14 protein-coding genes are annotated in these 17,680 nt (G+C 58.5%); 6 read left to right on the forward strand and 8 right to left on the reverse strand.

The window, feature by feature from the left end:
- Nucleotides 1–2: 2 nt before the first annotated feature.
- The 5 genes from GS614_RS10525 to GS614_RS10545 form a co-directional block, all read right to left on the reverse strand.
- Nucleotides 3–929 carry a hypothetical protein gene (locus tag GS614_RS10525; RefSeq protein ID WP_171726219.1) on the reverse strand — a complete coding sequence of 309 codons (927 nt, stop codon included), beginning with the start codon at nucleotides 927–929 and terminating at the stop codon, nucleotides 3–5.
- 455 nt (nucleotides 930–1,384) lie between these two features.
- The gene (locus GS614_RS10530; RefSeq protein ID WP_171726220.1) at nucleotides 1,385–2,392 is read right to left on the reverse strand and encodes a glutamate cyclase domain-containing protein; all 1,008 of its coding nucleotides are present in this window, start codon (nucleotides 2,390–2,392) and stop codon (nucleotides 1,385–1,387) included.
- On the reverse strand, nucleotides 2,389–3,648 hold the full coding sequence (locus GS614_RS10535; protein WP_171726221.1) for an aminotransferase class I/II-fold pyridoxal phosphate-dependent enzyme: 1,260 nt from the start codon (nucleotides 3,646–3,648) through the stop codon (nucleotides 2,389–2,391). The genes GS614_RS10530 and GS614_RS10535 overlap by 4 nt, the downstream gene beginning before the upstream one ends.
- Nucleotides 3,649–3,650: 2 nt before the next feature.
- A complete protein-coding gene (locus GS614_RS10540; protein ID WP_171726222.1) occupies nucleotides 3,651–5,126 on the reverse strand; it encodes an aldehyde dehydrogenase family protein in 1,476 nt (491 codons plus the stop codon).
- A gap of 3 nt (nucleotides 5,127–5,129) precedes the next feature.
- The gene (locus GS614_RS10545; protein WP_216601149.1) at nucleotides 5,130–6,044 is read right to left on the reverse strand and encodes an NAD(P)-dependent oxidoreductase; all 915 of its coding nucleotides are present in this window, start codon (nucleotides 6,042–6,044) and stop codon (nucleotides 5,130–5,132) included.
- Between the two features lie 135 nt (nucleotides 6,045–6,179).
- Here GS614_RS10545 and GS614_RS10550 point away from each other — a divergent pair, with 135 nt between their 5' ends.
- Together GS614_RS10550 and GS614_RS10555 are read left to right on the forward strand one after the other, a co-directional pair.
- Entirely contained in the window at nucleotides 6,180–7,676 is a 1,497-nt protein-coding gene (locus GS614_RS10550) for a trimethylamine methyltransferase family protein (RefSeq protein ID WP_171726223.1), read from the forward strand.
- Nucleotides 7,677–7,680: 4 nt separating this feature from the next.
- Complete coding sequence (locus GS614_RS10555; protein WP_171726224.1) at nucleotides 7,681–10,107, forward strand: FAD-dependent oxidoreductase; 2,427 nt, start codon at nucleotides 7,681–7,683, stop codon at nucleotides 10,105–10,107.
- An 84-nt stretch (nucleotides 10,108–10,191) separates the two neighbouring features.
- Here the strand turns inward: GS614_RS10555 and GS614_RS10560 are convergent, their stop codons facing one another.
- Together GS614_RS10560 and GS614_RS21975 are read right to left on the reverse strand one after the other, a co-directional pair.
- Complete coding sequence (locus GS614_RS10560; RefSeq protein WP_253284245.1) at nucleotides 10,192–10,803, reverse strand: aminotransferase class III-fold pyridoxal phosphate-dependent enzyme; 612 nt, start codon at nucleotides 10,801–10,803, stop codon at nucleotides 10,192–10,194.
- A gap of 55 nt (nucleotides 10,804–10,858) precedes the next feature.
- Nucleotides 10,859–11,011 (reverse strand): hypothetical protein, encoded by a 153-nt coding sequence (locus GS614_RS21975; RefSeq protein ID WP_171118265.1) that lies wholly within the window; start codon nucleotides 11,009–11,011, stop codon nucleotides 10,859–10,861.
- Nucleotides 11,012–11,490: 479 nt separating this feature from the next.
- Between GS614_RS21975 and GS614_RS10570 the strand changes: the two genes are divergently transcribed.
- Together GS614_RS10570 and GS614_RS10575 are read left to right on the forward strand one after the other, a co-directional pair.
- Nucleotides 11,491–12,522: a LysR family transcriptional regulator gene (locus GS614_RS10570; protein WP_171726226.1), complete on the forward strand. Its 1,032-nt coding sequence runs from the start codon at nucleotides 11,491–11,493 to the stop codon at nucleotides 12,520–12,522.
- A gap of 9 nt (nucleotides 12,523–12,531) precedes the next feature.
- Nucleotides 12,532–12,810 (forward strand): hypothetical protein, encoded by a 279-nt coding sequence (locus GS614_RS10575; protein WP_171118260.1) that lies wholly within the window; start codon nucleotides 12,532–12,534, stop codon nucleotides 12,808–12,810.
- Here the strand turns inward: GS614_RS10575 and GS614_RS10580 are convergent, their stop codons facing one another.
- Nucleotides 12,811–14,799: a CocE/NonD family hydrolase gene (locus GS614_RS10580; RefSeq protein ID WP_216601150.1), complete on the reverse strand. Its 1,989-nt coding sequence runs from the start codon at nucleotides 14,797–14,799 to the stop codon at nucleotides 12,811–12,813.
- Nucleotides 14,800–14,941: 142 nt separating this feature from the next.
- Between GS614_RS10580 and GS614_RS10585 the strand changes: the two genes are divergently transcribed.
- Complete coding sequence (locus GS614_RS10585) at nucleotides 14,942–15,604, forward strand: helix-turn-helix domain-containing protein (RefSeq protein WP_171118256.1); 663 nt, start codon at nucleotides 14,942–14,944, stop codon at nucleotides 15,602–15,604.
- Nucleotides 15,601–17,640, forward strand: coding sequence for an NADH:flavin oxidoreductase (locus tag GS614_RS10590; protein ID WP_171726229.1), 2,040 nt, complete (start codon nucleotides 15,601–15,603; stop codon nucleotides 17,638–17,640). Before GS614_RS10585 ends, GS614_RS10590 begins: the two co-directional genes overlap by 4 nt.
- Nucleotides 17,641–17,680 lie beyond the last annotated feature (40 nt).

Raw genomic sequence — 17,680 nt, forward strand, 5'->3', positions numbered from 1 at the left:
TATTACCTGGGCACACGAACCGAATTGGTGCAGCCTTCATCAAAAAGGGCTGCAAATCTGGGATTGGCGAGGGTTTCGTCCGCCTGCGCCCATAGCCGATCATATTGGGCGTCAATGTATTCGATAAAGCCGGGGTCTATGGTTTGATCCACCGGGGATTGCGCGACAGCGTGCATCATGAAGATGTCAAACGCACAAAGACCGCTTGGGTTCGAAGCCAGCAATGCGCGCATAAAGTCGTGCGAACTCCAAGGCAGGCGCTGCAAGTTTACCGGCGTTTCCTGCAATTTCGACAAGAACCCTGACGATTTGTCATATAACAGGATGTCCATGCCAAAGGTGAAGGACTGAAACAGCTCTTCCAGCAGGATCGATTTGTGAAAATCCCTTTCAAGCTTGCTGGGCCGATCATGCGCCGGTTGTTTGACCACGATATGGGTCCCCTGCCCCCGATGACCAAAAAAGGTCTGTGCCATCGCCGGTGATGTCACCACATAGTTTCGACCCGCAGGCAAACCAAGCTGGTGGAGTTCGCTGAGCCAGTCGATATCTGACGAAAGGTCCCGATTGGGAGGGTACCCGGAATACAATCGCAAAACCACGGTTCGACCGGTTCCACAATCGCGCGCAGACGGGCCAGCGTAGCGCATGGGTGTCGGGTGGCCGAAGCTGTGTTTCAGCAACGCCCGAAAGGTATCAAGAACGACAAGCGTTTGCGGATGCGGTTTTTCACCGACCAGGCACAAGGCTGCACCGGCCTGATCGCGGCCATTGATGTGCACTGGGATCGCCATGTCACGCCCCAGCATCGTGGACCGCAGCTCATACCCCCATCCTCTCTGTGCAAGTTCGATATAATCGCTCTTTTCTGCACAAAGCGCGCCTGCAAAAGCGACAATCGCCAATACTTGCAAAAACAGATAGCGCATTCAGCCCCTCTCAATGTGACGCACATTCTATCTGGGATATGGGTCTCTCGCAAAATTCATTGAGACCCGCCTCGATGGGAATGGCGATCCTTTTAGCCCACCAGCTGAGCAACCTGCTGAACCGGAAAGAGCGACCTGGCGTGAATTGAAATTGCTGGTCATGTTGACCAGTTCCATTCCCGCAAGGACATATATTTTTGTACCGACGGACTTAGACCATAGCATTGGCTTTGCCAGACATTTGTTGAACCGATGGCCTTGCTCAACAATGCTATCAGGAAATTTCAACCTTACGTTTACAATTGGGACCGAAAGCCATCCGCACGTTAAACGCAGGCGCACCAACCGCCAAAACTTTGCAACAGAGCCCCCGTCACAGGGCAATTTTTCGCATGAGCGATGGGGTCGCGGATATTGCGAAGGAGTGTTTCGGTGATCACGGTTGGGTCTTTCTGCTATGACGGCGCTTTGCGGGTAATGGCCTCGGCCATTTCCACCAGCGCGATATGGGTGGTGTCCTTGATGCCGTCCACATGGGGGTCGATGATCCCATCGGCAGAATTGATCAGCCCGTTGGCGGTCATGACCTTCAACAGGCGGGCTTCCATCGCTGGGGTGTGGATCAGGCGGGCGTCGCCTGTGCGCATGGCCATGGCCGCGCAAATCGCTGTGCAGCCCCAATTCGAAACCGCAGCGGTCATCAGGATATCGGCGCCAGAGGTCGCGCCGATCCCGCCGCCGCATGCGCAATCGCCGGGGGCAGCAAAGGGAACGGCGATCTTCACGATATCGGCGACCAGCCCCATGCCGATCTCGTTGCCGCCATCACCCACAGCCAGCGTCGGGATACCTCGCGCCATGGCAGCATCGAACAGCATGTCGATGCGCGCCCGGCCTAAGCCGTAGTCGCGCCCACGCATGTTGTAATAAATGCCGTTTTCGTTGCGCCCCACGCGTTCGGTCGAGACCATGATATCGGGCTTGAGCTGATTCAGCATCTTGGCCGCCGCAACGGCGCCCTCGGCATCTGTCACCGGATACGGCAGCAAGGTTGCGCAGGCCATTGAGCCATCCGCACTGGCCTTGCGCGTCGTCTCAAGATCCACGATCGCGACGCCACAGGCCTGCAGGGTAGCAGCCATGGGCGAGATCAGCGTTTCCTCAATCACCAATACGCAGGTTGCTTTTCGGGCGAGCCAAAGCGCGCGAATGAGGGCCGCCGCCCCGGATGGGCCATCGTTTTCGCCCAAAGCCGGAGACAGCCACGCCCGCGACACGGATCCCGTGGTGACGATTGCCGTCCCGCTTTCGGGCATGGCAAGCAGCAAATCCGCCGCGGCGCCGCACAACGCTTGGCCCGCCAAGGCGCGCGAGGCGTCATAGAGCGGCTCGATCCCCCGGTTGCCGAGGTCGAGGTTCACCAGCCGGTCCAGCCTGTCATCATACTTTGCAAATTCGCTCATGACTCGTCTCCGAACAAAACCGCCTTGAACCACGCGTCATCGTCAAGCCTGTGCGACACTTCTTCTGTGGCCGAGTCCAGCGCCGACACCAAAGCGGCAACCCCACCCACAGCGGCCACAGCTCCGGCGGTCGGTTTCAGGCGCAGCGAAACCCTTCCGCCCGGCGCGCCATGGGTGTTCACGGTCAAAACGCCGTGCTCTTTCAGCAATAGCATACCGATGGCCGCTGTCGCCTCTGCCGGGACAATGTCAGTCTTGTCCCGTCCTGCCAGTGACAGCACCCGCGCTAACACGTCCTCTTCATCCAGCATCGGCCCCAAATCAGACCGCAGCACAACCTCTGCACCCCAGGCCCCGGCCATCGCTTCTGCAATGGACGCGCCGTCGCTTGCCTCGATCCGCAAATCTTCCGGGTCAAAGGCCTGCAGGCTGCGCATCGCGCCGGCCGCTAGGGGTGCGCGTGCCTCCTGGCCCAGTTCCGACGCCTTGGCAAGCGTAGCCAGTACCGGCGCGGACGCCCCACAAAGGATGCCCGCACGCGGGCCGCACAGGCCCGCCTTATCCGCATTCGTGATGGCTATGTCCGCTCCCATGGAAAGGCTCAGCGCTCCACCATGCAGCACCGGGCGCAGACGCGCGCCATAAGCTTCGTCCAAGAACACGGTGGCGCCCGCGGCCCGCCCCTCAGCTATAGCGCGGCTCGTCTCAGCGTCCGGCAATCGCGCCAACGTGCTTGTGACAGTCGTGATCACCACCAATGCGGGCGCGTGCGTGGTTATCGCTGGCCCTGGGTCCGCCGATCCTTCGATTTCCACAAGCTCAACGCCCGCCAGCCGACATCCGCGCACAACCGATGCGTGGCTGCGGTCCTTATCGGGCACCACGGAGACCACGGGTCGCCCATCGCATAGCGCCAATATGGCCGCCACAATACCTGCACTTGTGCGGTTGGTGACAGCGACCGTATCCCCGCCCCCAAAATGCGCGATGGCAGCCTGGGTCAGTTCCGCTGAAAACAGGCCCGGTCCCACCCATTCTTCGCAATAGGTCGACAGATCATCCGGTTTCAGCGGAAAGTAACGCGGGTTACCTGTAAAAATCCCAATTCCGTCAGCCCCGCGCGTTTCCAAGACCTCTGCCGCTACCGCTTGCGCATGGCGCAGCCGGCGGATTTCGGTCGCGCTGGAGGACAAATATCGCCCCCGCGCATAGCCGACCGAAGCGTCAATCATGTTCCCGAATCGGTCTGTTTCCATGCCTACAGCGCCACGGTCACGCACTTACGATAGGTATAGGCCTCAAGCGCGCCTTCGATAGAATATTCGCTGCCCATTCCGGATTGCTTGATCCCGCCGTAAGACATCCCGGGGATTTGCCCGCCACCCTGATTGACCTGCACCCAGCCGGCCTCCAGCGCGCGGGTCATGCGGATGACGGTGCTCATGTCGTGGCTGAAAATGAACGCCGCCAGCCCGTAATGCGTGTCGTTGGCCTGCGCGATCATATCGGCCTCATCCTCCCACGGGATTGCGACCAGGACAGGGCCAAACACTTCTTCGCGGGCAATCCGCCAAGAATTGTCTAGCCCCGTCAGGATTGTGGGGATCGGATGAAACCCATTGTCTGTAGCCTTTGGCGTTTCGCCCGTCAGGAATGTGGCGCCTTGCTCTTCGGCCTCAGCGACATAGGCACAAATCTCAGAGTAGCGTTCTTCATTCACCACGGCCCCGATGTCGCTGTCTTCATCCAGCGCATCGCCGATTTTCATCGCAGCGGCTTTTTCTGCGACCAAGGGCATCAGGTCATCCCAGACAGATTTATGCACAAACAGGCGAGATCCGGCTGTGCAGCTTTGCCCCTGACGTGCAAATCGCATGGCATTGACCACACCTTGCGCCGTGGCGTCGATACGCTCTGGTGCGCAAGCGTCGGGAAAGATGATGCAGGGGCTTTTGCCCCCCAGTTCAAGCGTTACATTGGCCACCCGATCCGCCACGGAATGAGCCACCAGTTTGCCCACTTCGGACGATCCGGTGAACGACACTTTCGCGATACCGGGATGATTGACCAGCGCCGCGCCGGCCTCTTCCCCAAGCCCGGTGACCACGTTGAAGACACCTGGTGGAAAGATGTCGGCAGCCAGCTCAACCAGCCTCAGAACGGCGAGTGGCGCATCTTCGGCAGGCTTCAGGACGATGCAATTGCCCGTGGCCAGCGCCATGGAAATCTTCACCGCGCCGAGTTGCAAGGGCGAGTTCCATGGGATGATCGAGCCGACAACGCCCAATGGCTCGCGCGTGGAATACGACATGAGCCCGGGGCCAAAGGGAAGCGTTTCGCCCTTTTGCTCACCCGCAACACCGCCATAATACTTGAGCACACCAGCCGCGCCCATCGCTTCGCCCCGTGATTGTGTGCGGACCGCATTGCCACTTTCGGCGGCCAGAACGCGGGCGACCTCTTCGGCATGTGTGGTCAGGCGGTTGCCCAGTTCGGTCAGCATTGCGCCGCGTTCCGCGGCAGGTCGCGCGGCCCAGTCCTGGCGCGCCCGCTCAGCGGCGGCAACGGCAAGGCTTATTTCTACTTTGGTCCCCCGGCCAATCTCGCAGATCGTTTCGCGCCGCGAGGGGTTTTCAACTGCCAGCATCTCTCCTCTTGCGGGCCAATGCCATTGCCCGTCTATGAAGGACCCAGCCAACCCATCTGTGGGCAAGGTGTAATCCAGAATAGCCATGTGTTATTCCTTCTGGTGCTCGGGCAATGCCCGAAGCGTGGTGTAAAAGGCCGAGAAGTCGCGGTCGCCGCGCGTTTCGGCAAATTTTGTAAAGGCTTTGGCCGCCTCGGCCCCGAAAGGCGTGGGCTGTCCGCTCGACTTTGCCGCCGCCTGAGCAAGTTGCAAATCCTTTGCCATCAGGCGCACGGCAAAGCCGGGGTCAAAGTTGTTGGACGATGGGGCGTCGGGAACCACACCGGGAATCGGGCAGCGGTTTTCAAGCGTCCAGCTTTGCGCCGCGGCCCCCGCGCACAACGCATAGAATTTGTCGAGATCGAGGTCCAAGGCGTCGGCAAGCGCAAATCCTTCCATCACCGCCATCGCGGTAATACCGCAGATCATGTTGTGACTGGCCTTCGCGGCCTGCCCCGTTCCGGGTCCACCGAAATGGGTAATTTTGGAACCCATTGCCAGCAGGATTGGTTGCGCCCGTTCGACGTTCGCCGCGTCTCCGCCGACCATGAAGCTAAGTGTCCCGGCCTCGGCCCCAGCAGGGCCGCCGGAAACGGGCGCGTCTAGCATTGCCAACCCATGAGACATCGCCTCAAGGGCGAGCGCATGCGCCGTGTTCACATCAATGGTCGAACAATCGATCACCAGCGCGCCAGGTTTGGCAGCCGCTCGGATCAGTGTCTCATGAACGCGCGCGACGTGATCGGCTTCTGGCAGCATGGTGATAATGACCTCTGCCGCTGCGATGCTATCCGACGACGGCGCGATCGCACCGACAAACGCTTCACGCATTTCGGGGCTGATATCCATGCCCGTTACGTCATGGCCTGCGTCCCGCAGAACTTGCGCCATCGGACGGCCCATCGTGCCCAAGCCAATAAACGCAATCCTCGCCATGTTCACCCCGCCGAAGTCGTAGGACGTCAAACCCTAGTCCTTAGTATTGCGCAGGAAAAGCCGACGTTTGCATGAAAGATTCTGGTCTGAGTGCGCGAATTTTCGAATTGCCATTGCGTGAGTTTGCGCAATCCTTGCGTAGATTGTTCTTCTAAGGACCGCCCGATGGCCCGCAGAATCCGCTCAAAAACCGACCGTCGCGCGCCCCGCATCACTCCGCCTCCACAGGGTGGGCGGTTTGCGCCACTGGATGCTGCTGCGGTTTATCGGATCGTGCAGGCCGCGTTTGATATCCTTGCGCGGACCGGGATCGCAGAATGCCCCGATGCCATCGCAGCACAATTCGTCAATGCCGGGGCAACCAGACGTTCGGATGGGCGGGTCTGCTTTTCGCAATCGATGGTGGAAACCGCTATTGCGCGGGCGGCGAGGCGCGTAAATCTACCAGGGTTTGTGGAGGATATGGGCCTTACCGTTGGCGGCGGCCGTGTGCATATCGGAACAGGCGGAGCGGCGACAGAGGTTCTGGACAGCGCCACCGGCGAGTTTCGCGGTGCCCAGCTGTACGATCTCTACGATCTTATGCATTTGGTGGGACGATTGCCGAACATCCACTACGGTTTGCGCCCGGTGGTTGCACGGGACATGGACCAGCCCTTGCTGCTGGACCTCAACACCGGGTTTGCCTGTCTCAGGGCCTGCCCCAAACCCATCGGGATCAGCTTTGACAGCGCCGCGCATCTGGATCCGGCTATCGCCATGTTTGATATGTCCCTGGGCCACGAGGGCGCCTTTCGGGCGCAACCCTTCTGTTTCGGCGTGATCGTGCATGCGGTCTCGCCGCTGCGCTTTGCGCCCGAAGGGTTAGAGATTATGCAACGGGCCATGGCACACAGAATGCCGCTGCAGATCTGCACCGCGGCACAGGCAGGGGCAACCAGCCCTGTCACTTTGGCGGGCGCGCTGGCGCAGGGTCTTGCGGAAACGCTGGCTGGGTTGATGGTCGTCGACGCCCTCGAGCCGGGGTATCCCTGCATCTTTGCGTTCATGCCATTCATTTCCGATTTGCGCACCGGTGCAATGACAGGTGGATCAGGCGAAGCTGCCGTCGCCGCCGCTGCCGCCACGCAACTGCTGTTGCATCTAGGCTTGCCGTCAACCGCTTCTGCGGGAATGACCGATGCCAAAACCCCCGATGCGCAGGCGGGGTATGAAAAAGGGTACAAGGTGGCTCTTGCAGCGCAAGCCGGGGCAGACATGATCAACCTGTCTGTTGGCATGCTCGGGTCCATCATGGCCGCCTCGCGCGAGGCATTGGTGATCGACGATGACATGTGTGGCGCGATCCTACGGTCGGTTCGCGGGGTCGAGTTGACCGAAACCGCGATCGACCTCAGCCGAATCGAAGCCGTGGCGACCGGCGACGGCCACTACCTGGGCGAGGCGCAGACACTGGAACTCATGAAATCCGAATACACTTATCCGAGCCTCGGCAACCGGCAGAGCATTTCGGATTGGAAAGATGCCGGGTCGCGCACGATCTGGGATGTCGCTGTTGATCGCAGCGCCGAGATGTTGCGCGAGCCACCAACCCATTTGCCCAAGGACCGGGAGGCCGCGATACGCGCCGCTTTCGATATCCGATTGCCCGAAGGAAAATAGCCCCATGAAAGACACTGCCCGCGTTGTTGTGATTGGCGGGGGGGCCGTTGGCACCTCAATCCTGTATCATCTCGCTTTGGCCGGCGTAACTGATACACTTCTACTTGAGCGCAACGAACTGACCTCCGGCTCGACCTGGCACGCAGCCGGCAACATCCCGACCTACGCGACTTCATGGCTGGGAATGAGGGCAGGAAACTACGGCTGGTCAACCTATAAACATCTGGCCGTAAAGGTGGACAGCGCAATCACCTATCGTCATACCTCGGCCTTCTGGCCTGCCCATACGCCGGAACGGATGGACCTGTTCCGCCATCTTTGCGGAATTTCGGAAAGCGCAGGCTTCGATCTGCAGATGCTGAGCCCGTCCGAGATGGACAAGATGCACCCGTTCTGGCATCCAGACGAATCCATTCTGGGCGGTATTCTGGACCCTTACGAAGGTGACATTGACCCCAGCCAGCTAACGCAAGCGCTGGCCAAGGGCGCGCGGGATCTGGGCGCGCAGGTGGAACGGTTTGCGCCCGTGAAAGCCATTGACCGCACGGCATCAGGGGAATGGCTGGTCACTTGTGCGAAAGGCACAGTGAAGGCAGAGATCGTCATCAACGCAGGTGGCTTCTACGGCCGCAAAATCTCCGAGATGGCAGGATTGCCTGCCCCGGTGGTCACGCTCGAGCACCAGTATCTTGTGACCGAACCGCTCAAAGCGTTGGAGGATCATGCCGATCTTTTCCCACTGGTGCGTGACCCCGATATCCGCTTCTATCTGCGCCGCGAACGCAACGCTTTCCTTGTTGGTTCCTACGCCCATGATGGTCGCCCCGCGTGGGAGGAGGACGGCCCGCCGGATGACTTTGCGCACCAGCTTTTCCCTGACAGTGTTGAGGATATTCTGGATGTGCTGGAGGCGACGATGGTCCATGTGCCACTGCTTGGCGAAGCGGGCGCGCAGCGGTTTGTCAACGGCCCCATCGCCTATGCCCCCGATGCCCTGCCGCTGGTCGGCCCGGCGGCGGGTGCGCCGAATTTCTATCAAGCGACTGGCGTGCAGGTTGGCATCACCCATTCGGCCGCTATCGGCAAAGCGATGGCCGAATGGATCACCGAAGGCGAAACAGAATGGGACCTCAGTGCGTGGGATCCGCGCCGCTTTGGCGATTGGACCACGCAGGACTATGCCCATTCCCGTGCCTCGCAACACTATGATCTGCAATATGCCATTCCATTTCCGCATCGGAACATGCAGCGTGGCCGCCCGGTGCTATGTACCCCGCTTTATGAACGCCTGAAGGATCAGGGCGCCGTCATGGGCCAGATCGCCGGGTGGGAGCGCGCCTTCTGGTTCGAAACCGATGCGATCAAGGACAATGGCGATGCCGACCTGTCCTTCCGCCGCGAACCTTGGCAGGACGCTGTCGCGCAAGAATGCAAAACCGTGGCAAGAAGCGTCGGCGTCATGGATCACGGCGGTTTCACCAAATACGATCTGCGCGGCCCCGGCGCTGAGGCGTTCCTATCCAGCGTCCTGTGCGGCGGTGTTCCGAAACCGGGACGCGTCCGGCTCAGCTATATGCTGACCCCCAAGGGGCACATCTGGTCAGAAGCCACCGTTGCGCGACTGGCGGGTGACAGGTTCCTTCTATGTGGCCCGACCCTGGCCGATCTGCGAGACTTCGACTGGCTGAACGCCCACCTACCAGCAGAGGGCGTCACACTAAGCCGCGGCTACAAACACGATGCCGCTTTGATGGTCATGGGCCCCAAATCGCGAGAGGTGCTTGCCCCGCTGACCGATGCAGACCTCTCTGCCGCTGCTGCCCCGTGGCTATCAGTGGCCGAGATCACGCTGGCCGGCTTTCCTGTCACCGCGATGCGCGTATCATACGTCGGTGAGCTGGGTTGGGAGTTGCATCTGGCTTCCGAGCACCTTGTGGCGGTCTACGACACGATCATGACGCGCGTGAACGAGGTTGGCGGCTGCCAGTTCGGCTCCTACGCGCTGAACGCGATGCGGATCGAAAAAGGTTATCACGGATGGGGTTCGGATTTCGGAACGGAATATACGCTTTACGATGCGGGACTGGGCCGGTTTGCCAATATGAATAAGGGGGAGTTCATCGGACGCGATGCGGTCGAGCGGCAGTCTGGCGAGGAGGCCAACTGGGAATGGATCGGGCTGGAAATCAGTGACGACAGCCCCGAACCGCTTGCCTCTGATCCGATCCTGAAGGATGGCGAATGGATCGGGTACGTGACCTCAGCCAGCCAAGGCTATCGCACCGGAACACATTGTGTTCTGGCTTATATCAAGCGCGGATCACTGGGTATGGGGGCCGATTGCACGGTGCGTGTGCTTGGCCAGCCCCGCAACGCTCGGCGGCACAATCCCCATGTCTATGACCCGGACAATCTGAAAATGAAGGCCTGAACGACTAAAGGCGTCTGTATGAATAGGCACCTTTTTCTTTTGTCTGAAACTCAATTGGGCCGATGTGATGAAATCGCTGATTTCCTACCATGATGGCCGCGTTCTGGATAAGTCCCAGGCGCGCCCTTTCACCTCGGCCCGGACATCGTCCAAGGCGGCTTTCAGGATCGCAGTTGCCTCGTCGATCTCATCTTCGTTGATAATCAACGGCGGCATAAAACTAATCCGATCGGGCGGGACGGGCCGCAAGTACAGCCCCCGCGTGTGGGCGCGATTCTGCACCATTGTCCCCACCTTCAGCGCCGGATCCCACAGCGCACGCGTCCCTTTGCCCTGCACCAGTTGAATACCGCAAAACAGACCGATCCCGCGCACATGACCGATCAGATCTATGTCGCCATAGATTTTCAGCGCCTCCGACGCGACGGCGGCACCGACAGGGTGACCAGCATAAGTGAACCCGTGGCCCAGCACGCCGGGTGCGTCTGAGCTCAGCATCAGATCGTCAAAGAAATCCTGCCGGAACATGATCGCCGATATCGGGAAAAACGCTGCGGTCAGCGCCTTGGCGCAGGTGGTGATATCAGGGGTTAGATCGAAGGCCTCTACGCCCCAGTAATGCCCGGTGCGGCCAAAGCCGCAAACGGTCTCGTCCACATGGAAATGAATGTCATACTTCCGGATCACGGTCTGCATCGCATGCCACTTTCCCTTTGGCGGGCGGATCGCGCCGCCGCCGGATTGCATCGGCTCAGCAAAGAAACGCGGCGATTGTGTCTGGTCCCGCCTCCAGCACGGTGGCTTCGAACTCGGCCGCCATGCGGGCAGAGAACTCCTCCTCGGTTTCACTGGCCTCGGCATTTAAATAGTAGTTCGACGTCGACAGCTTGAGAAAATCATGCATCGGCAGACCAAAGCCCGCATGAATGTGAAGCTGGCCGGACAGAGCACCGCTGCTTTCGACGTTAGTGTGCGCGCTAAATCCGCGGCTCTTGGATGGGACCTCCCGCAAAATGTCGGCGCGAAAGGCAGTTCCTGCATCTGATCCATGGCCGCCCGCGCCAGCCGGTCGTCATGATTACCCAATGACACGCATCCCAACCCGAAAAAGCCGTCTATGATGCTTTGCCCATCATCCGTTTCAATCCGGACCCCTTGGCCGCGCGTCACCATCGCGGTGGGGCTATCTTGCTGATGCAGGCGGGCGTTCGTCTGTCCATGCACATGGAACTGACGGTCCCAAGCGCGGGGTGAATCGACGTCTGCGAGCTTGTCCATATGGATCTTGATCATCTGTGCCGGGGGTATTCTTGGCGAAAAATTATTGAGCAACACTCGCGTTAATCGTAGGTTTTCATGAACAACTTTCATGCAGAGATCAGTATGGAAAATCCCCGACTAGACATCCGCCACCTGCAGATGATCCGCGCCATTGGGAAAACCGGTCGCGTCGTTGACGCGGCCGATGAGTTGGGCCTGACACCGTCAGCGCTGTCCCACAGAATCCGCGAAGCAGAACGCAGGCTGGGTGTGCCCCTGTTTGAACGCATGCACAAGCGTTTGCGCATGACGGCTGCCGCCGAGTATCTTGCCCGATTCAGCGACAAGTTTCTGAGCGAGATGTATGTGATCGAAGATGAAGTGCGTCGGATGAATGCGGGCATTGATCACGTCGTGCGCATCGCGGTGGAAAACTACAGCGCCTATCACTGGTTCCCCGCGTTTCTGCAAATGTTTCGCGCTAAACACCCAGCGATCGATATTCAGATAATGGCTGGTTACCGTCGTGACATGGTCACATCGCTTCTGGACCGTCAGATTGACCTGGCCATCGTCGCCGGAGAGTCGAGCCATGCAGCGACGCGGTCGTTGCATCTCTTTCAGGATCCTCTTGTATTCGTTTGCGCGCCAGAACACCCGCTGGCCGGGGCTGCATCGGTATCTGCACGTGATATCGAAGGGCAACGGTTTATCACATTCACCAAGATCCCCGAGCCTGATCAAGAATTTGCAAGGCTGTTTCGTGCAGAACGTCGCTATCCCAACTGGACTGCAGCCGTCGAGTTGCCCGAAGCCATTGTCGAATTGGTTGCTGCAAACCAAGGTACAAGCATTCTGGCGCAATGGGCCGTCTCGCCACATGTGGCGTCCAAGCGTATCCTGGCAATACCGCTTGGCCCCGATCCGGTGCTCATGAATTGGAGTTGCAAGTTCCGCACAGACGAGCCTGAGGATGGGCCGGTGCTCCGCGTCGCGCATGCGCTTCAGGACTGGCAAATCGCTGGAAGGTCGTCTCGCCCCGCTACTGTGTCTTCGACAAGGATCAGCGCATCACCCATGCCACAATCACCGAGAACAAGCGCCTCAGTTCCGTCCCGGAGTTCATCGAAGAAGAACAGGACAAAGCGCCACTGAAGAAACGATGTGCTGGCAAACAACGCTCAAGATACAAGCCAAACGGCCGTCGCAATGACGGTTGAAGCTCATTGGCTGATCGTAAGCGCATCAACGACCGCAAAGCCAGCTGGGGCTACGATTTATGAAACCTCTGCACTGTCAGGCTTTGCTGCCGCCGCGCACTATGGTGATATTTGTACTTTGCAGAACCAGCGACGTTTCTACTTGATTGCAACCAGTGCCGAGACATTGAAAACCTGCAATACAGCTAACACTGGTTGGAGGAAACCACTTGCGCTGCATTGATTAAGATTTACGCCAGTGCCGTGTCATGAAGATTTCTTTGTTCCATGTAACAATCAGTTCAGCATCCACCGTCGTATGCCCGAGCGATGAACACGCAGTCAAAGCAACTGAAACCTCTGCGGTTCCGTCAGGTCGCTCAAAAATCATTTTGTGATCAACGTTTGTCTCTTGCTCGACGACATCCGAGGTCTTCAATCTATGCACCATGCCTGTTTCGTAGCTAAAAACAGTACCCATCTGAGGGAATGCAGTCTTCACCAGTGGTTGGCGCCAGCCCATCTCGATACAGTTGTCACGGGTTTTATTCCAGCGTGTCAGCCTGTCAGCAGCAGAAGTGAAATGCGATTTCTCTTCTGGCAAATCTTCTGCAGGCGGAAGAGGTTCGCTTAAGTCCGAAGGCTTATTGGCCATCAAAGGAAGAACAAGTTCTCCATCATCCAGACTCAGGTCACCTTTCGGTGCCGCCGCGTGAATGAGGGGCCAGTAAAACGAAGAGAACGCTAGTCGGATGCGATGTCCTTTGCGGATGCGGTAGGCGGTTGAGTGAAAACGGATGTCTGCGTTAAATGCATCGGTTTTTGCCGAGGGCGAAATGCGATCCAGGTTCTCATCCAGCGACAGATTCCTGACGCCATAGGTTATACGTGCCGACACGCCGTCAGAATTTACATCACTGAGTCTTGCGATAATCTGATTTGGTTGGTCTTTCGTTTCTCCATGTAATCTCAAAACGACCGACCCATAGATTATCAGATCCTCTGTAAGAGGCGCTGTTTCGAAAACCAAAGAACGGGAATCATCAAAGTTTTGATCAAGGGGTAGACCGCCGGTTCGGCCAAAATACCCTGTATCCCCTGCGCTTTGCCCCACCGTCGGATCTGCTGGAACGATCCACCGCCCGTGGTTGGTATTGGATTTTAGTGAAGACAGGGAAATTTCCTGAACTTTTGTTTCTTGAATCGTTGGGCCACTTTCTATCCATTTTCCTGCGGCCATGGATAAAAAATCCTTCGGATCAACGTACTCGCGTAACCAAACCCGAAGCCGCGGCCAGTTTGGCGTTTGAGACGTGTCTGACTTCAGCCAGTGATCCCACCAATCCAGAGCCAGTTTCTGAAACCCGACGGCGGGTCCGGGCGACCCTTGATCTGGATAGTGGTGACCCCAAGGGCCAACCACCCCCCAAACCTGGGTCGGTCGCGCATCAACCAGAGACATTACCGAATTGGAATAGCGATCGCTCCACCCTCCGATAGCCAGAACCGGGACAGAAAGTGCATCTGCTTGATGAATGACAGAACCGTGTCGCCAGTATTGCCCCCTACCATCCTCGCGCAGCCAGTTTTCCAATGGAAACGTAAGGTTCTCAATTCTCTCTTTCCACAGCGCTTTCCAATCTGTCCCGACATTTGCCGTTGGAGGCGAGGCCAGAATAGCCGGAAGCGTCGCACCCCATTCGAACGTATCCGACAAAACGCAACCACCCATATAGTGGATGTCATCCTCAAAACGGTCATGGGTTGCGCAAACGGCGATCGCCGCCTTCAGCGCATCGGGCGCGTTCACACTGGCCTGCAACGATGCCGTACCGCCCCAGGACGTGCCGAACATTCCCACACGGCCATTGCACCAAGGTTGCGCAGCCAGCCACTTGATCACTTGTCGCGCATCGTCCAGTTCAGCCTGAGCATACATATCCGGCATGTGCCCTTCGCTGTCGCCCGAGCCCCGCATGTCAACCCGAATGCAGGCGTAGCCGTGGGCTGCAAAGTAGGGGTGGTTCCTTTCATCGCGCGCGCGCACCATGTCGGTTTTGCGGTACGGGATGTATTCCAAAATGGCAGGAACAGGCATCTGTGTTACCGGGCACCACAGACGGCCTGCCAAACGTACGCCATCAGGCATTTCGATCCATAGATGGTCTGTCTCTGACACTTTGAAGGGATGATCGGTTTGATCGGTCATTTTGATCCGCCGCGTGGAATCCATGTCTGCCTCACTTCTGCAAATCCAGATCGAACATGCAATAGTTTCGTGCTATTCGTCCAAAAATAGAATTTGACTTTAAAATTCTAGTCTGCTTTCAATTTGGGTAGAGTTCATCCACTCTACTCATTTTTCGGAGACCCGCATGTCATCTGACAAAGTTGTCGCCTTGCCATCCGCTATTTCTTCGCTGGGCAGCGAGGTTCGGCAGTTACGCAAAGCCCGTCAGCTTACGCTGAAGCAACTGAGCGAAGAAGCGGGCATCTCGCTCAGTCACGTGTCGGCGATTGAGCGCGGGGTATCCAAGCCTTCTGTTGACGTATTGCAAACTATCGCCAGCGCGCTCAGCGTCACGCCAGATTGGTTCTTTGCCCGCCGCGCTGGGGCGGGTCCAATGGAACAGGCTTTTGTTGTGCGCGCCCAGAACCGTCGAGCCCTGAATACCCTGTACGGTCAGGACGTGGCAGAGCTGGGCTATACCGATCATCTGCTGTCCAGCTCGATCGGAGGACAATTCTATATGGGCATGGCGGTCTACGCACCCCATTCAGAACGCCCGGACGACCCTTTGCAAAAACACGAAGGCGAAGAGCACGGGCTGGTTTTAGAAGGCGAGCTGGAGATGCAGATCGGGGATGAGTTCATTACCCTGCGCGCCGGGGACAGCTACAGCTTTGACGCACGCATCCCGCACCATGCCCGCAACCGCACCGATCAGGTCTGCCGGTTGATCTGGGCCGTCTCACCTGTCGTCATTCCCAAGGATGTCGTCGCAACGCAGCCTTCTAACCGGGAAACGTCCTCATGAGCAGCGACGCCCTGTTGCAACCCTATCAACTGAAGCACCTGACCCTGAAAAACAGGATCATGACCACCAGTCATGAACCCGCCTATCCCGAAGACGGAATGCCTAAGGAACGCTATCGCGCCTATCACGAAATGCGAGCGAAAGCCGGCGTTGCGATGACGATGACCGCTGGCTCTGCCACCGTCAGCCGTGACAGCCCCCCGGTGTTCAACAATATCCTCGCCTACAAAGATGAGGTCGTGCGCTGGATGGGTGAATTAACCGACGCCTGCCACGCCCATGGCTGCGCCGTGATGATCCAGCTGACCCATCTGGGTCGGCGTACCGGTTGGAACAAAGGTGACTGGTTGCCGTCAGTTTCTCCATCGCACTACCGGGAACCCGCGCATCGGGCCTTTCCGAAGAAGATGGAAGACTTCGACATCGAGCGGATCGTGACCGACTATGCCGATGCGGCTGAACGCATGCAGGCCGCCGGATTGGACGGGATCGAGTTGCAGGCCTACGGGCATCTGCTGGACCAGTTCTGGTCGCCGCTGACCAACACGATGGACGCACCGTTCGGAGGTGATCTCGACAACCGGCTGCGCTTTGGCTTCATGGTACTGGATGCGATCCGCGACCGTGTAGGACCAGAGTTCATTGTCGGCGTTCGCTATACTGCCGATGAGGTTGAAAAGGGCGGCATCACCGAGGAAGAAGGGCTCGAGATCGCGCGCAGGCTGCGCGACAGCGGTCAGGTGGATTTCCTGAATGTCATTCGCGGGCGCATTCACACCGACCCTGCCATGACGGACGTGATCCCTGTGCAGGGCATGAAAAGCGCGCCGCATCTGGATTTCGCCGGGCGGGTGCGGGCCGAAACGGGCATGCCGACCTTCCATGCTTCGCGCATCCCTGACGTGGCGACGGCTAGACATGCGGTGTCCTCGGGGCTTTTGGATATGGTGGGGATGACCCGCGCGCACATGGCCGACCCGATGATCGTTTCCAAGGTTCAAGCCGGACAGGAAGATGACATCCGGCCCTGCGTCGGCGCGACCTATTGTTTGGATCGAATTTATCAAGCGGGCGAAGCGCTGTGTATCCACAACCCTGCCACCGGGCGTGAACTGACCATGCCGCATGTAATACCTGCGGCGGACACGCGCCGCCGGGCAGTCATCGTGGGCGCAGGCCCCGGGGGGTTGGAGGCCGCGCGGGTCGCCGCAGAACGCGGGCACGATGTCACCGTTCTGGAAGCCGCCCCCGAACCTGGTGGGCAGGTGCGCCTTACAGCACAATCCAAGCGTCGGGCCGAGATGATCGGGATCATCGATTGGCGCATGGCGCAATGTGCTGCGCGGGACGTTCAGTTTCAGTTCAACACATATGCCGAAGCCAGTGACGTGACCGCGCTGTCACCGGATATCGTCGTGATTGCGACCGGGGGCCTGCCGAATACAACGATCCTCGATTCGGGCAATGAGCTGGCGGTATCCGCCTGGGATATCCTATCCGGCGACGTGCAGCCGGGCGAAAACGTGCTGATCTATGACGATGCAGGAGATCACCCCGCCCTGATGGCCGCCGAGGTCATCGCCGCCTCCGGCGCACGGGTCGAAATCATGACCCGTGACCGCAGCTTTGCGCCCGAGGTTATGGCAATGAATCTGGTGCCCTATATGCGCTCTTTGCAGAAAACCGGAGCCAAGTTTACCGTCGCACGAACGCTGCAAGCGATCGAAAAATCAGGCAATCAGCTGCAAGCCCATATCGGCACAGACTATTCTGATCTGGTCGAAAAAAAGGAATATGATCAAGTGGTTGTCAATCAAGGCACGCAGCCTCTGGACGATCTCTATTTTGATCTTAAACCTCTGTCGCGCAATCGCGGAGCGGTGAATCAGGGTGCGCTTGTCTCCGGCACAGGCGGCCTGTTTCCGCAACCCAATCCCAGCGCCAGATTTGACCTGTATCGCATCGGTGACGCCGTATCGGCACGCAACATTCACGCAGCTATCTACGACGCCCTGCGTATGGGCATCCAATGGTAGCAAGCGCAGGGAGGCAGCGCCAATACAGGAATTTTGAATA

The organism is Ruegeria sp. HKCCD6604 (genome assembly GCF_013110635.1).
Taxonomy (GTDB): Bacteria; Pseudomonadota; Alphaproteobacteria; order Rhodobacterales; family Rhodobacteraceae; genus Ruegeria.

What these genes read in the sequence shown, in the direction of transcription:
- GS614_RS10525 (WP_171726219.1), bottom strand. Translation starts at nt 929, where the DNA reads ATGCGCTATCTGTTTTTGCAAGTATTGGCGATTGTCGCTTTTGCAGGC.
- GS614_RS10530 (WP_171726220.1), bottom strand. Translation starts at nt 2,392, where the DNA reads ATGAGCGAATTTGCAAAGTATGATGACAGGCTGGACCGGCTGGTGAAC.
- GS614_RS10535 (WP_171726221.1), bottom strand. Translation starts at nt 3,648, where the DNA reads ATGGAAACAGACCGATTCGGGAACATGATTGACGCTTCGGTCGGCTAT.
- GS614_RS10540 (WP_171726222.1), bottom strand. Translation starts at nt 5,126, where the DNA reads ATGGCTATTCTGGATTACACCTTGCCCACAGATGGGTTGGCTGGGTCC.
- GS614_RS10550 (WP_171726223.1), top strand. Translation starts at nt 6,180, where the DNA reads ATGGCCCGCAGAATCCGCTCAAAAACCGACCGTCGCGCGCCCCGCATC.
- GS614_RS10555 (WP_171726224.1), top strand. Translation starts at nt 7,681, where the DNA reads ATGAAAGACACTGCCCGCGTTGTTGTGATTGGCGGGGGGGCCGTTGGC.
- GS614_RS10560 (WP_253284245.1), bottom strand. Translation starts at nt 10,803, where the DNA reads ATGCAGACCGTGATCCGGAAGTATGACATTCATTTCCATGTGGACGAG.
- GS614_RS21975 (WP_171118265.1), bottom strand. Translation starts at nt 11,011, where the DNA reads ATGCATGATTTTCTCAAGCTGTCGACGTCGAACTACTATTTAAATGCC.
- GS614_RS10570 (WP_171726226.1), top strand. Translation starts at nt 11,491, where the DNA reads ATGGAAAATCCCCGACTAGACATCCGCCACCTGCAGATGATCCGCGCC.
- GS614_RS10580 (WP_216601150.1), bottom strand. Translation starts at nt 14,799, where the DNA reads ATGGATTCCACGCGGCGGATCAAAATGACCGATCAAACCGATCATCCC.
- GS614_RS10585 (WP_171118256.1), top strand. Translation starts at nt 14,942, where the DNA reads ATGTCATCTGACAAAGTTGTCGCCTTGCCATCCGCTATTTCTTCGCTG.
- GS614_RS10590 (WP_171726229.1), top strand. Translation starts at nt 15,601, where the DNA reads ATGAGCAGCGACGCCCTGTTGCAACCCTATCAACTGAAGCACCTGACC.